13 protein-coding genes and 1 pseudogene are annotated in these 14,502 nt (G+C 61.6%); 3 read left to right on the top strand and 11 right to left on the bottom strand.

All coding sequences use genetic code 11. From position 1 onward, the window contains the following. The gene (locus AB4Z13_RS24415; RefSeq protein ID WP_113321996.1) at positions 1-390 is read right to left on the bottom strand and encodes a winged helix-turn-helix transcriptional regulator; all 390 of its coding nucleotides are present in this window, start codon (positions 388-390) and stop codon (positions 1-3) included. A gap of 98 nt (positions 391-488) precedes the next feature. On the opposite strand from AB4Z13_RS24415, the gene AB4Z13_RS24410 reads away from it, so the two are divergent. Beyond that, positions 489-1,469, top strand: coding sequence for a zinc-binding dehydrogenase (locus AB4Z13_RS24410; RefSeq protein ID WP_113321997.1), 981 nt, complete (start codon positions 489-491; stop codon positions 1,467-1,469). A gap of 3 nt (positions 1,470-1,472) precedes the next feature. Here the strand turns inward: AB4Z13_RS24410 and AB4Z13_RS24405 are convergent, their stop codons facing one another. The 4 genes from AB4Z13_RS24405 to AB4Z13_RS24390 all read right to left on the bottom strand — a co-directional run bounded on the left by AB4Z13_RS24405 (position 1,473) and on the right by AB4Z13_RS24390 (position 4,677). Then, positions 1,473-2,309, bottom strand: a complete 837-nt coding sequence (locus AB4Z13_RS24405; RefSeq protein WP_113322024.1) for an anti-sigma factor family protein — start codon at positions 2,307-2,309, stop codon at positions 1,473-1,475. Positions 2,310-2,314: 5 nt separating this feature from the next. Next, positions 2,315-2,827, bottom strand: a complete 513-nt coding sequence (locus AB4Z13_RS24400) for an RNA polymerase sigma factor (protein ID WP_442206998.1) — start codon at positions 2,825-2,827, stop codon at positions 2,315-2,317. Positions 2,828-3,048: 221 nt separating this feature from the next. Next, the gene (locus AB4Z13_RS24395) at positions 3,049-3,609 is read right to left on the bottom strand and encodes a tetratricopeptide repeat protein (RefSeq protein WP_442206997.1); all 561 of its coding nucleotides are present in this window, start codon (positions 3,607-3,609) and stop codon (positions 3,049-3,051) included. A 159-nt stretch (positions 3,610-3,768) separates the two neighbouring features. Beyond that, positions 3,769-4,677 (bottom strand): metallophosphoesterase family protein, encoded by a 909-nt coding sequence (locus AB4Z13_RS24390; protein WP_113322000.1) that lies wholly within the window; start codon positions 4,675-4,677, stop codon positions 3,769-3,771. 68 nt (positions 4,678-4,745) lie between these two features. On the opposite strand from AB4Z13_RS24390, the gene AB4Z13_RS24385 reads away from it, so the two are divergent. Next, positions 4,746-5,225, top strand: coding sequence for an NUDIX domain-containing protein (locus AB4Z13_RS24385; protein ID WP_113322001.1), 480 nt, complete (start codon positions 4,746-4,748; stop codon positions 5,223-5,225). Positions 5,226-5,228: 3 nt separating this feature from the next. Here the strand turns inward: AB4Z13_RS24385 and AB4Z13_RS24380 are convergent, their stop codons facing one another. Continuing rightward, entirely contained in the window at positions 5,229-6,218 is a 990-nt protein-coding gene (locus AB4Z13_RS24380) for a glutathione S-transferase family protein (protein WP_439016068.1), read from the bottom strand. 210 nt (positions 6,219-6,428) lie between these two features. Between AB4Z13_RS24380 and AB4Z13_RS24375 the strand changes: the two are divergent. Then, positions 6,429-7,000: pseudogene (locus AB4Z13_RS24375) on the top strand (GNAT family N-acetyltransferase). Positions 7,001-7,102: 102 nt separating this feature from the next. On the opposite strand, the gene AB4Z13_RS24370 reads toward AB4Z13_RS24375, so the two are convergent. The 5 genes from AB4Z13_RS24370 to AB4Z13_RS24350 are packed head-to-tail and all read right to left on the bottom strand — an operon-like array spanning position 7,103 to position 14,356. Beyond that, positions 7,103-7,519, bottom strand: a complete 417-nt coding sequence (locus AB4Z13_RS24370) for a GNAT family N-acetyltransferase (protein WP_442206996.1) — start codon at positions 7,517-7,519, stop codon at positions 7,103-7,105. Positions 7,520-7,521: 2 nt separating this feature from the next. Beyond that, positions 7,522-9,594 carry a hypothetical protein gene (locus AB4Z13_RS24365; RefSeq protein WP_442206995.1) on the bottom strand — a complete coding sequence of 691 codons (2,073 nt, stop codon included), beginning with the start codon at positions 9,592-9,594 and terminating at the stop codon, positions 7,522-7,524. A 1-nt stretch (position 9,595) separates the two neighbouring features. Further along, complete coding sequence (locus tag AB4Z13_RS24360; RefSeq protein WP_442206994.1) at positions 9,596-12,415, bottom strand: DUF4159 domain-containing protein; 2,820 nt, start codon at positions 12,413-12,415, stop codon at positions 9,596-9,598. Next, positions 12,412-13,332 carry a DUF58 domain-containing protein gene (locus tag AB4Z13_RS24355; protein WP_442206993.1) on the bottom strand — a complete coding sequence of 307 codons (921 nt, stop codon included), beginning with the start codon at positions 13,330-13,332 and terminating at the stop codon, positions 12,412-12,414. Before AB4Z13_RS24355 ends, AB4Z13_RS24360 begins: the two co-directional genes overlap by 4 nt. A 13-nt stretch (positions 13,333-13,345) precedes the next feature. Beyond that, the gene (locus tag AB4Z13_RS24350; protein ID WP_037100272.1) at positions 13,346-14,356 is read right to left on the bottom strand and encodes an AAA family ATPase; all 1,011 of its coding nucleotides are present in this window, start codon (positions 14,354-14,356) and stop codon (positions 13,346-13,348) included. Positions 14,357-14,502: the final 146 nt, after the last annotated feature.

Raw genomic sequence — 14,502 nt, 5'->3', positions numbered from 1 at the left:
TCAGGCCGCGATCGCCTCGGAGTGGCGCGGCCTGACGATGCAATCGGCGAGCTCATCGAGCTCGCCCTGTGCTTGCGCGTGGTTTTGTCCCCATTGGCAGAGGGCGAGAAGGATCGGCTCCAACCCGAGGCCAAGTTCAGTCGCGGTATATTCTACGCGTGCGGGCACCTCTGCAAAGACTTCTCGGCGTACAAGGCCGTGCTCCTCCATCTCTCGCAATTGCTGGATCAGCACCTTCTGGGTAATCTCGGGCATCATGCGCTTGAGCTCTGAAAGCCGTTTCGGTCCTGAGAAGACATGATAGAGAATGACGGGTTTCCATCTCCCGGAAATGACCTTCAAGGCCCGTTCCACGGGGAGTTTCGGCAGTCTTTTCATGGGCTCGGCCATGGTCACCTCCTGGTGGGTATGGCACTGATATGTGTGTATTTTGAAGCGTAAATCGAGTGCTACAGGCTGCCTTACGCCATCAAAATCTGAGGTCTGCCATGAAAGCCGTTCAATTCACCCGCTTCGGTCCGCCTGAGGTTCTCGAAACTGTAGAGGTGCCGATCCCGAAGCCCAAAGGCGGCGAAGTGCTGGTGCGCGTCCATGCCGCCGGCGTCAATTTCTTCGAGGTTCTGATGCGGGCGGATCGCTATGCCGTGACGCCACCGCTGCCTGTCTTTCCCGGTGTGGAAGTGGCAGGCATCGTCGAAGAACTTGGGGCGGATGCAGATCCGTCGCTGCTTGGCGCGCGTGTCGCCGTGCCGCTCTTTGCAATCGCTCGTGGCTTCGGCGGTTATGCCGAATATGTGGCTATAGATGTTGGAGCGGCGGTGCGTTTGCCGGACGACCTTTCCTTTGCGGATGCGACGGCATTGATGGTGCAGGGCCTGACGGCTCTGCACATGGTGCGTCGTAGCCCGCCGAAGGGAAGGGTGGTGCTCGTCAACGCTGCTGGCGGTGGGGTCGGGTCTCTGTTGTTGCAGCTTGCTAGGCTCGAGGGGGCGAGCGTGGTCATTGCAGCAGCCGGCAGTGAGGCGAAGAGGCAGCTTGCACTCTCCCTCGGCGCCGATCTGGCGGTCGATTACACCGCCGAAGAGTGGACCGGCTCGGTCAGGACCGCGACCGGAGGGCAGGGTGCCGATGTCATTTACGAGACGGTCGGCGGCGATATCGCGAGGGCGTCTCTGGCTGCACTTGCTCCCGCCGGAGAAATGCTGTTTGCGGCCATGGGGCGGTTCTCGCTGGAGCTTTCAGAGATCGGCTCCATGCTGGATATGAACCAGTCGCTGAAGGGCTTTTCACTCTTGCCGCTGATTGCGGCTGACAAATGGAAGGGCGATCTCGCTGCTCTCTTCGATCTTGCCGCATCCGGAGGGCTGGAGATCGTGCAAGGCGGTCGGTTTTCGCTTGATGAAGTCGCTGAGGCGCATCGTGCGCTTGAGGAGCGTCGAGTCAGCGGAAAAGTCGTGCTGGTGCCATAACCGTCAAATGGCGGCGGCAATTTCCATGGCGAGCTGGCTGAGCGTGGCTTCGGCGGAGGGGCCTGCCAGCACATAGGACGTGCCGGCATTGTGCCAGGTTACCAGGCCGATCTCGTCGCGGATCGTTTCCTTGAAGTCTTCCGTTTCCGGTGGCTGCGCATCCTTGCGGAAGCAGATCGAGATGATATCGCCATCGGCATTGGAATAGACGAGTTGGCCGACAGGGCGGCTGTCACCAAGGATCACGCGCGCGCCCTGGAAGGTCCAGGATTCTGTGGAAAGATCCGGTACGCGGAACGGCACGCCAATCGCGGTCGTCAGCCAGGAGGAGATTTCCTCTGACTGTGAGGCCGGCACTTCAACGAGGTGACGCGGCTGGCGCACGAGAAGCCGCTGGAAGGCGGTGACGTCACCCAGCCAGTCATTGGTGTTGATCTGGGGGATTGCGGCCGGCGTGGTGTCATCCGTATCCGGCGCATTGCCGATAAAATAGCCGATGCCACCGCCGACGACAAAGAGAATAAGGGCTGCGGCAAGCGCCTGGCGGCCATTTGGCGCGAGCTTCAGCTGCGGGCGCGCGTTGCGCTGGGCGATCGGCGTCTTCGGTGGCTGCGTGCTCTTGATCGAGCGAACAAGCGCCAGCGGAACAGGTTCCTTCAGCATGTCGTCCAACTTGCGACGGCCGAAATCGACGCCGTGGCGGAGCTTGTCGTAGATTTTACGGGCGTTTTCATCCGTTGCCAGCCTGCTTTCCAGTTCCAACTTCTGTTCCGGTGTGGTTTCGCCGTCAAGGAGGGCGGCAAGCTGGGCTTCAAGCGGCTGTTTTTTGAAATCGAGCAAATCAGTCAGTACCTGTGGACGGGCGGATTGTGACCGGACAATGCGGCGAAATGGAGTCGTGCGGTCGCAAGCTGACCGGCAATGCCGCCAATCGCAATGCCCATGATTTCGGCTGCCTGCTGATAGGTATGACCTTCCACGTCGATCAGCACGAAGATGCTGGCCACGCCCTCGGGCATTTCCGCGAGCATGCGGTGCAGGGCGTCGGTATCGACGAACGCTGTATGGTCGCGAATGGCATCGCGGATATCGGTTACATTGCCCCGTGCGACCGGACGCGGCTTGCGCTTGCGGCTGTCGTCGGCCCATTGCTGGCGTGCAAGTGTATAGATCCAGCTTTCCAGCCGGCCTTCGCCATTCCACTGATGCCCTTTGGAAATTGCGCGCAGACAGACCGCCTGGACCAGCTCATCGGCCGCAGCCGTCTCTCCCGCGAGCGTGATGGCAAAGCGGCGGAGGCGGGGCAGGAGACCGACGAGATCACGCCGGATATCGGTGGTGGTGGCGGGTTGGCGCATGGTTTTTCCAAGAAGCATTCACATTGGCCGAAACTCATACCAGCTTCAAATATGGGCCAGCTTCGCATGCGGGCCTTGCCCGGCGGGTGCGAAGCCATCGTATTCATCCCGGCCATGCAGGCGGCTTTTATGGAACAAGTCGCCTGTATTTCGCAAGCGCGGGGTTCAATTCATCCATCCCATCCCAAGGGATTTCCGCACCATACCCCGCGGAGCTTGCCTCAATATGTCCTGTAGCCGTTCAGGCTCTGCAGCAGAGCGCGATAGGCCCAGGTATTTTCGCCGCCGCGATCGCGAATCTCGACGAGCTGGACGCGGGCGCCCTGAATGTCTCCCTGCTCGGCGAGCGCCATGCCCATATAGGAGCGGGCGAGGATGTAATTCTCATCCTGCTGCAGCGCCTTCTTATAGTAGGACATGCCGAGCTCCATGCGGCCGGCCTTGCGGTTGGCATAGCCGAGATAGTTCAAGATGCGCGGATCGTTCTGGTTTTTGGCGAGATTGAGCACCGTAATGGCGTTCTCATACTGGCCGGTATAGGCAAATTCGCGGGCGAACTTGTAGAGATCGTCATCGTTGAAGCTCTGCTTCTTCGGATCGACGCATTCCTTCTTCTTGGCATCCCAGACCTTGCCCTTGGTGCAGGTCTTGGTCGTTTGGGTCTTCTGCGGCGGCGAGGTGTCATCGTTCCCGCCGCCGACCGCGAAAGCCGACGTGGCGAGGCCGAAAGCAAAGACGGAAACAATCGAAAGTCTGCACAGGCGATGAAGAGAAGCAGTCATCGGGCGTACTCCGTTTTGAAGCGCTGCGGTTGTTGAATTGTACGCCGACGTTTAAAAATACCAAGAGCCCCGGCGGCCTTTATTGCCAATGTTGCGACATTGGCGATCGCTCTTCACATGTTGATTCAACAACTGCCGAAATTGATTCCGCAATCGCCTCTAAAGCGCGAAAATATCTGCACTTTCCGGCATCATTCCGTCGCCCGTATCATTTATGCTGAAGCGCTCGCCTTTCACTTCCCAAGCGCCGGGAGAACCGGAAATGGAGAAGAGATTGTAGGCGGCGCGCGGCTTGATGCCGCCCGGTCCTTGCGATGCCGAAGCGATGCCGACGACGGGTACGGGGCCTGTCTGTCCGCGCAGCCAGTGGAGTGTGTTGAGATGGGTATGGCCGTGCAGCACGAGCTCGGCTCCGCCGGTGGAGACGACGGCGGCAAAGCGGCGGATGCCGATCATGCGTTTATAGAAACGGGTCGCGCCGCGGATCGGCGGATGGTGGATCATGACGACACGGAACAGACCGGCCTCGCCGGCAGCACGCAGCATGTTGACCGTATCGCGCGCCTGGCGCGCGCCGAAGAAGCCGGAGGCCGCGAAGGGCGGAGTTGCAACGGCAGTCGAGCAGCCGACGATTGCGACTTTGTCGCGGATGCGAAGATAGGGAAAGATGTGCCGGTTTTCTTCCCATTCCGGTGGCGCAAGGTCGCCGCGCACATAGTCATACCAGGCGCGCATCGACTTCTCATAGGAGCCCGGCACATAGGCATCGTGGTTGCCAGGGACGACCGATGTCGCGGCGGGATCGCCGAGTTCGCGCAGCCAGGCTGCCGCGCTCCGAATCTCGATGCCGCTTGCGAGGTTGACGAGGTCGCCGGTCACCGCCAGATGGTCGGCCTTGTGTGAGCGGATATCGTCCAGAAGCAGATCGAGCGTGCTGCCGAAAAGATGCTTGCGCCGGTTGCGGTGCCAGTTCACAAAGCCCGTAATACGTTTTGAGAAAAGTTCGTGAATGGAAAGGCGGGGCAGGGGTCCGAGATGGACGTCGGAGATATGCGCGAGCTTGAACATGCAACGACACATAGACCAGCTTATTTACAATTCAAACACATCCCCGCGATGAGAGTATGAAAGAACCCATGGCAGACAAACAAACATGGCCCCTTCACATGAAAGTGTTGGTGCGATTGCTGCACGTGTATTTTTCCGTCGCGCGCGGCATGACGATGGGGGTGCGTGCAGCCTGTTTCGACGAGCAGGGGCGCCTCTTTCTCGTTCGTCACGGCTACACCGGCGGATGGCATATGCCAGGTGGCGGGCTGGAACGAAACGAGACGGCAGAAGAGGCGCTCATCAAGGAGTTGCGGGAGGAAGGCAACCTCAAGATCGTGGGCAAGCCACAGCTCTTTCACGTCTATTTCAACACCAATATCACCCGGCGCGACCATGTGGTCTTCTACCGAGCCATCGTGGAACAGACCGCGCCGCGCTTGCCGGATTGGGAAATTGCCGAGAGCGGCTTTTTCGAAATCGACAAGCTGCCGGCGGAGACGACTGAAGCGACGCATAGAAGGCTGGCTGAACTCCGCGGTGAGGCGGAGCCGGCGCATTACTGGTGAGGCTCAGGCAGCGGCTGCGAGCCTGTCCCGGCCGTGCGGCCGATCGAGATCGAGTGCCGGGCCGGCTGGCACGATGCCGGTCGGGTTGATGGTCTTGTGACTGCGGTAATAGTGCTCCTTGATGTGGCGCAGGTTCACCGTCTCAGCGACACCGGGAGTCTGATAAAGGTCACGCAGATAGCCCGACAGGTTTTGGTAGTCATCGATGCGGCGGATGTTGCACTTGAAGTGGCCGACATAAACAGGGTCGAAACGCACGAGCGTCGTGAAGAGCCGCCAGTCGGCTTCGGTCTGGCGATCGCCGAAAAGGTAGCGGCCCTTGCCGAGACGCTCATCGAGCTTATCCAGCGTTTCGAAGAGCTTGACGACATTCTCCTCGTAAGCCGCTTGCGTGGTGGCAAAGCCCGACTTGTAGACGCCGTTGTTGACGGTGTCATAGACGATGTCGTTCAGTGCATCGATATCGGCCCGCAGGTCTTCCGGGTAATAATCTGCCGTCGAGCCCGTCAGATGATTGAAGGCGCTGTTGAACATGCGGATGATTTCAGCCGATTCGTTGTTGACGATCGTGCTCGTCTTGATGTCCCAGAGAACCGGTACGGTGACGCGGCCGGAATAGTGCGGATCGGCCTTCACGTAGATTTCCCAAAGTGCCTCGGAGCCGAAAAGGTGATCGCCGGTGGCGCCATTGCCGACTTTGAACTCCCAACCATTTTCCACCATCAGCGGATCGACGACCGAAACGGAAATCAGGTCTTCGAGCTTCTTCAGCTTGCGGAAGATCAGCGTGCGATGCGCCCAGGGGCAGGCGAGGGAGACATAGAGGTGATAACGGCCCGCCTCGGCTTTAAAGCCGCCTTTGCCGCTGGGACCGGCCTCTCCGTCAGCTGTAATCCAGTTGCGGTACTGCGAGGGCTGACGCTTGAAATGGCCCTTCGTTTCCTTCGTATCGTACCAGACGTCATGCCAGACGCCGTCCACCAGCATGCCCATGTTTTGTACCTCTGAAATTGTTCGTTTCGCATAGATATCGCAGCACACCGCTTTTTGCAGGTCGGCAAAAATTGAACACTGCGTCTCGGTCGCTTAATTCTTGGCCGAATTTTTGCAATGGACGACGGAAATTTTTCCTGCTATCCGCCTTCCTCACAAATTTCTGGAATCCTGCTTGATGTCTATTCTCAGAGGCCTGCGACGACGCTGATGCTCCCGAACGCCCGACGGCGTGTTCGCGAACCCACATCTGCGTCTATACGGTCTCTGTTCCCATGCTCATGTACAAGCACGATCTCGTCTACCTCACTGAGGATGCGTCTCACGACGCGGCTATTGAACTCATCAACGAAGAAGCATTCGGCCCCGGCCGGCACACGCGCGCCGCTGCCCGTATTCGCGAGCAGGGACCGCATGACCTGTCGCTCTCCTTCATCTGCGCCGATGACGGCGAGACGATCGCTTCGGTGCGGATGACGCCGGTTCTGGCCGGAACGGTGAAAGGCCATCTCCTGGGACCGCTTGCCGTGCGGCCGTCGCACAAGAGCAAGGGCATTGGCCGCGAACTGGTGCGCATCGCGGTCGAGGCCGCCAAACGCAAGGGTTCGGAAGCCATCATCCTCGTCGGTGATCCGCCGTATTACGGCCCGCTCGGCTTCGAGAAGGTCGCATATGGCGCACTGACTTTTCCCGGTCCCGTCGATCCGGGCCGTGTGCTCGTGGTCCCGATCGCGGAAGATACGCATGCGCGGCTGAAAGGCACGATCGCCTGGCGGCGATAGAGCATTTCCGTTCTTCTTCGGATCACGGAAACACTCTATCTCTTTGTTCTTACGCAATTCCGGACGCAAAACAGCTGCGCACTTTTGCTGGAATTGCTCTCGTCAGAGCCTCTTCTTGAGGAAGGTCCGCGTCCTGCCCTCGGGAAAATCGGGCAGTTCGCCAAAGACTTCATAGCCCTGACGCTTGTATGCGCTGAGCGCATGCGGGTTGAACGTATCGATCCAGGCGCCACGGCAGCCCCGGGCGGCGGCTTCTTCTTCCGCCTTCGCGAGGATCTTGCCTGCCATGCCACTGCCGCGCAGCATGTCGGGAATGTAGAGCATCTGCACGAAGAGCCAGCCCCAGGCGGTGTAGCCCGACAGACCGCCGGAGACCTTGCCATCTGTATCACGGATCAGAACGGCAAGCGTCTGCCGTTCGGACGGACCGACATCCTCGGTATTGAAGGCCGAAAGGCCATCAGTGATGACGGCGAGCTCTTCCGGCGAAGGGGACGCGGTGAGTTCGAACTCCGGCATTGTTACCGCCCCTCACGCCACCACATGGCGCCAAAGGCTAGAAGCAGAATTCCGACACCTGCGAAGCCCGCAAAGAGTGGCAAGGTATTGATGCCCTTCAGCACGGTCTCATTGGTCATGCGGATCGCCATGCGATCATTGTCGGCCACACGCACCTGGCCGCGCACCGGCAGGATGGGCGGGACAGTGATGGCGCCGGCACTGTTGACGACGCGCGTGACGAGGCCGCGGCTCTTGTCGGTGATCGGCTTCAACGCAGCGGTCGTCGAAATCATCGCCTTGAATTCGGGCGCATCGACGGCGCCGACATGGGCGAGCGTGGTCAGATCGCCGTTGCGGATTTCGAAAAGCCCGATTTCGTCCATGCGCTTTTCGGCCTTGTAGAGGCCGGGCTCGGTCTGCGTCAGCGGCAGGTTCTCGGTCCTGCCCGAGGGGTAGCGGACGACCGCGTCTCCGGGGGCATCGCCAATCGTCTGGCGGGTGATTTCCAGTGTTCGGCCGGAGGTGCGCGCCGTCAGAGCCTCTTCCTCCAGTGCGGGTTCCTTCATCAACCAGTGGGCGATGCGGCGATAGAGCGAGACGTGCGGGCCGCCGCCCTCGAAGCCACGCGCCCAGAGCCAGCCCTGATCGGAAAGCAGCATGGCGACACGGCCCTGGCCGGCGCGGTTGAGCACCAGCAGCGGATGGTTGTCGGCACCGACCATGACGGTCTGGCCCTGCGGCCGCTCGACATCGACGCTTCGGAACCAGCGGCCCCAATGCGGCGGCTCATCGCCGGAGCCGTCAAGCCCGCGAGTGACGGGATGCTTGCGGCCCTGTTCGGAAAGACGGGGATAGAAGGCCTGCTCGATCATCCGGCCGGTTGGCTCTGCCGGCAGTACGGAAGCAAGCGGGGTCATGGCGATCGACTCCGGGCTTGCATGCTCAGGACCGGCGGCGATCAGCAATGCGCCGCCATTTTCCACATATTGCGCGATGTTGTCATAATAGAGCATCGGCAGCACATTGGCGCGATCCTGATAGCGGTCGAAGATGATCAGGTCGAAATCCTTGATCTTGTCGACGAAGAGCTCTCGGGTTGGGAATGCGATCAGCGACAGCTCGTTGATCGGCGTGCCGTCCTGCTTTTCCGGCGGGCGCAGGATGGTGAAATGCACGAGATCGACTGACGCGTCGGACTTCAGGAGATTGCGCCAGGCGCGCTCGCCGGCATGCGGTTCGCCCGAGACGAGAAGGACGCGCAGGTTCTGGCGGATGCCATCGATGATGTGCACGGCACGATTATTGGCATCCGTCACTTCGCCGGGAATACCGGCGACGGAGAATTCCAGCACGTTCGGGCCGCCGCGGGTCACCTTGAAGGAGAAGGGTGTATCCTGGCCGGGTGTTGCCTGCAGGGTGGCGATCTCATCGCCGTTGAGGCGCACTGTCACATTCGCAGCGCCGCCGGGACTCGGGCCGTCGTCGAAGACGCGCAGGACGAGCTGCTGCTCCTCGTTGACGATGCCGAAGCGGGGCGCCTTGATGACCTCGATGCGGCGGTCGAACTCGTTCGGCTTGCCGGTGATGAGGCCATGGATCGGCGCGTCGAAGCCGAGTGCTTGATTGACGCCGGGCACATCATGCACCTCGCCATCCGTCAGCATGATCGCGCCGCCAACGCGCGAGGGCGGTACATCGGCGATCGAAGCCGACAGGGCCTCGAAGAGGCGTGTGGAGGGCACGTCGGAATTGCGGTCCTCGTTCACGTCCACGAAGCGGGGCTCGATCTGCGGAAAGCGGGCGAGCTGGGTTTTCAAGGATGCCAGCGCATCATCCGTCATCTTCATGCGGTCGGCCGTCTGCTGGCTCTGGCTGCGGTCGACGATGACGGGGACGATGGTCGAAAGCTGGTCGCGGTCCTCCTGCAGCAGTACTGGATTGGCAAGTGCTGCCAGTAGCGCCATCGCCGCAAGCGTGCGGATCCATGCGCCGCGTATGCCGCGCCAGATCGCGAATACGGCGATCAGGAGGACGATGCCGGTCAGTACCGCCAAAAAGGGCCAGGGCAGGAAGGGTGAATAATCGAGCGTCATATCACTGCCCCAGCCGTTCGAGCAGGTCGGGCACGTGAACCTGGTCTGTCTTGTAGTTGCCGGTCAGCATGTACATCATGATGTTGACGCCGGCGCGGAAGGCATATTCGCGCTGCGTCTCATCCGGCGGCACAGTGGGCAGCAGCGGGGTGTCATTGTCGTCAACGGCCCACGCGCCGGCAAAATCGTTTGCGGTGATCAGGATCGGCGAGACGCCGTCTGCGGCAGCGGCCGGCCTATTGGCGCTGTTCTGGTTCTGGCCGCCCTGCCGCGCCTCGATCCAGAGCGGGCTGCCGGCGTAGCGGCCGGGGAAGCTGGACAGAAGATAAAAGGACTTGGTCAGCACATGGTCGTGCGGAACGGGTTCCAGCGGCGGAATATCCAGATTGGCGAGGATCTGCTGCAGGCGCTGGCCGTTGGCGGTCGTGTCGCTGCCCCCTTCGAGGGAGTCGAACTGGTCGCGCGTGTCGAAAAGCACCGTTCCGCCATTGCGCATATAGGCGTCGATACGGCTGATGGCGGCGTTGGACGGCATCGGCGCGGTTGCCGAAATCGGCCAGTAGATGATCGGGTAGAAGGATAACTCGTCCTTATTCAGGTCAATGCCAACGGGTGGGGACGGCTCCAGCGTGGTGCGGTAGGTCAGGAATCTCGTGAGGCCATTGAGCCCCTCTTCAGAAATATTGTCCACATCCTGTTCGCCGGTCACGACATAGGCGAGATGGGTATTGTCGAGCCGCTGCATGATGATGTCGTCGCCCGGCTGGGTGTCATTGGCATGCGAGATGTCCGGCTGCAACATCAGGCCGGCCGCAAGTGCCACGGCGATCGTCGCCGCAGCCCGGGCGCGCGGCCGCAGGCGGGAGAAGGCGCCGTTCATGAAGAGCACGACCAGGCTATCGGCCAGAAGCAGCAGGAAGGCGATGAAGAAGAGCAAGGGCTTGGCCGACCAGCTTTCGCCACCGACAAGGCCGGCGCGCACGACATTGACGCCATCGATGTCGAGCGGTTTCAGCTCGGCATTGTCGGGCAGAACGTTCAGTGCCGTGAAGCCATCTTCGGAGCCATAGAGGCCGGGTGGATTGTCGAAATTGGCAATGGGTGCTGCCTTGGCATTCGGGATCAGTGGACGGGCATTGCCGGTTTCGGTGACCAGGATGCCCTTGGCGGTCAGCATGCGGAAGGGCGGCAGTGTTTCGGCAACGCGCGCACTGCCCGATGATTCCGAGGTTACTCCGCCGGAACGGGAGATCTGGATGAGGTGGCGCAGCATTTCGACGAAGGTGCCAGAAATCGGCAGGTTCGACCAGGTCGCTTCGGCACTCACATGGAAGAGCACGATCTGGCCGGCATTCATCTTGTTCATGGTCACGAGCGGCGTACCATCGGCAAGGCTTGCCCATGTGCGTTCGGCGAGATCGGGTGTCGGCTCTGCCAGCACCTGGCGGTTGACCGTCACGTCGGTCGGACGCGGTATGCCGGCAAACGGGCTGAATCCAGGGAATTCGGCGAGCGCTTGCGGCTCGCTCCAGGACAGGCTGCCGCCAAGCGCACGTTCCCCCTGGCGCAGGGTGACAGGGATCAGCGGATCTTCGGCAGGTGCCGCGGCAAGGCGCGGGCCGGCAAAGCGCAGCAGCATGCCACCGTTCGATATCCAGCGCTGCAGGGGCGCGTAGGTATCCTCCGGCAAGCGGCCGATATCGGCCATGATGATGATCGAAGGATTGTTGGCGAGCAGCTTCGGGATCGCGACCGAAAGATCGGCATCGGTCGGCCGCACGAGGTCCGCATAGGGTTCGAGCGCCCGCTGGATGTAGTAGAGCGGGGAGAGCAGCGGCTGGAATTCATCGCCGCTTTCGCCCGAGAGAAGCACGACCCTGCGGCGCTTGAAGGCATCGTCGAGCAGATGCACCGCGCCTGCGGTGGCGCCGGTATTGATGCTGACGCGGGCAAAATCGTTGCGCATCTCGAAGGGGGCGGAAATGCCGGCATTGACGGCCGTCTGGCCGGGGGCGAAGTCAGCCCTGCCGGTGGCGATCACGCGGCCCTGCGCGTCCTGTGCATTGAGCGGGACGGAGGCCGCGCCACTGGCACTGAGGCGGGTCAGTTTGACCGTCATCGCATCGGCCGTATTGGTGGCGCCCGAGATTGCTACCGTCTGGGCAGCATCGCCTTCGATCACGCGCAGTTCGGCGGGCCGAAGGTCGGAGAGTTGACGGACGACAGCATCGTTGTCGCTGCTTGCTGCACCGTCGGTGAGGAAGGCAAGCGTGCCGGGATGCGTGCCGTTCAGGGCGGCGCGCAGCGCTTCGAAAGCCCGCTGGCGATCCGGCACGAGCGGTTTCGGCACGGCGGCGCGGAGCTTTTCGCGGGCGGCAGCCGCAGTGCCGGGTGTCGCGTTATTGGTCGGGTCGGCGGTGAAGGCGATGGAGACGACAGCGCCGGCAGTCTCGGCATCGTCGATCAGCGCATCGGCCGTCTGGACGCGGCGCTCCCAATCGGGTGCCGAAGCCCAGCTATTGTCGACGAAAAGGACGAGCGGACCACCCGATGCGAGCGAGCTGGTGCGCGGATTGAAGACCGGATCGGCGATCGCGAAGATGATGGCGGCTGCCAGAAGCATGCGCAGCAGCGTCAGCCACCAAGGGCTTTTCGCCGGCGTTTCCTCGCGCTTCAGCACAGTCGCGAGGATTTTCAGCGGCGGAAAGACTTCCGCCTGCGGGCGCGGCGGGGTGAGCCGCAGCAGCCACCAGATGACGGGCAGGGCAATCAGCGCGCCGAGGATAGCGGGATAGGCGAAGGCGAAGGGAAGCGCGCTCAAAACTGTCCTCCATGCGTTGCCTTTGCCGGCATGCCGGAAAGATACATATGGACGGCAACCAGCGCTTCGGACGCCAGATGATCGGTGCGGTGGCTGACGAAGGTCCAGCCGAGATGGCGCAGCGATTGGCCGAGATCTTCGCGTCGCGCGAGATAGGCGTTGCGATAGGCTTCCCGCAGGCTCTCCGCCCGCCCGGAGGTCAGCCTGTCGCCTGTTTCCGGATCGGTGAATTCGGTGCGACCGTTATAGGGAAAGATTTCCTCGGCCGGATCGGCGATCTCGACCACATGGCCACGCAGGCCCCGGCGGGCAAGCGGACCGAGACGAGCCATGATGGAAGGCGCGTCATCGAGGAAATCGCCGATGAGGATGAGATCGCTCCAACCGCGCACCATCGCGGTTTCGGGCAGGCCGCCAGTCAGCGGCGTGTGCATCAGGGCGGCTGCCAGCCTTTCGGCTGCATTGCGGGCGGAGACAGGTTCCATCACGCCGGGGCAGCCGATGCGCTCGCCGGAGCGGGCGAGGATCTCGGCAAGCGCCAGCATGATGACCAGCGCCCGGCTTTCCTTGGAAACGCTGCCATAGGTCGACTTGTACATCATGGAGGGCGACATGTCGGCCCAGAGCCAGATTGTGTGGGCAGCCTCCCATTCGCGGTCACGCACATAGGTATGGTCGTCGCGGGCGGAGCGGCGCCAATCGATGCGCGACAGGCTTTCACCTTCGCTATAGGGGCGGAACTGCCAGAAATTCTCGCCGATACCGCGTTTACGGCGGCCATGCCAGCCGGCAATCACGGTGTTGGCGATGCGCTTGGCTTCGACCAGGCAATCCGGCACGAGGGCAGCCCGCTGCCTTGCGCGGGAAAGGGCATCGCTGCCGGGCGTCGGGTTGACGATCTGTCCGATGGATGCCACGCGCAGCGCTTCCTTATCCCTTTGCCTGCTTGACCAGTCCGGCGATGACGTCGCGCACCGACATGCCCTCGGCGCGGGCGGCGAAGGTCAGTGCCATGCGGTGCTCGAGAACGGGCTCGGCCAGAGCGTAGATATCGTCGAGCGAGGGCGCCAGACGGCCCTCATAGAGCGCGCGGGCGCGGGCGCACAGCATCATCGCCTGGCCGGCGCGCGGGCCAGGCCCCCAGGCCACATGCTTGTCGGTGGAGGCATTGCCCTGGCCTGGACGGGCTGAGCGCACGAGCGAGAGGATGGCATCGACGACGGTATCGCTGACCGGCATCTGGCGTACGAGCGTCTGGATTTCGGACAGGCGTGCCGCATTGATGACCGGTTCGGGTTTGGCTTCGGTGAGACCCGTCGTTTCCAGAAGGATCTGGCGCTCGGCGGCAAGTTCGGGATAGTGAACATCGACCTGCAGAAGGAAGCGGTCGAGCTGGGCTTCGGGAAGCGGATAGGTGCCTTCCTGCTCCAGCGGGTTCTGCGTTGCGAGAACGTGGAAGGGTGAGGGCAGGTCATAACGCTGGCCGGCAATGGTGATATGATATTCCTGCATCGCCTGCAGAAGTGCCGACTGGGTGCGCGGCGAAGCGCGGTTGATTTCGTCGGCCATCAGAAGCTGGGCGAAAACCGGCCCCTTGACGAAACGGAAGGAGCGGCGGCCGCTCTCGTCCTGGTCCATCACTTCGGAACCCAGGATATCCGAAGGCATCAGGTCGGGCGTGAACTGGATACGGTTTGCGGCAAGGCCGAGGACTTCGCCGAGCGTTGTCACGAGCCTCGTCTTGGCAAGGCCGGGAACACCGACGAGGAGTGCATGACCACCGGAGAGAACGGCGAGAAGCGTGTTTTCAACCACGCTTTCCTGACCGAAGATGACCTTGGAAACTTCCGTGCGGATGGCGGCGATATCGGAGAGCGCTCTTTCTGCGGCGGCGACAATCGCCTGTTCATCGAGGCTGGCTTCGGTCTTGATCATACCCACGGGCATCTCCAACGGCTGAAATCATTCGGCTGCGAATCGTCTGACTTTAATAGGCGTGCCTCATACCCGATACAGTTATGAAGATGTTGCGGGCTGACAAGTTTGTTTCAAATGACTATCTCGTGACTTTATTTTGTTAAGAGCAA

The sequence above is a fragment of the Rhizobium sp. YAF28 genome (assembly GCF_052113285.1).
Classification (GTDB): Bacteria; Pseudomonadota; Alphaproteobacteria; order Rhizobiales; family Rhizobiaceae; genus Rhizobium.
This window is presented reverse-complemented; position numbering and strand designations above follow the sequence as displayed.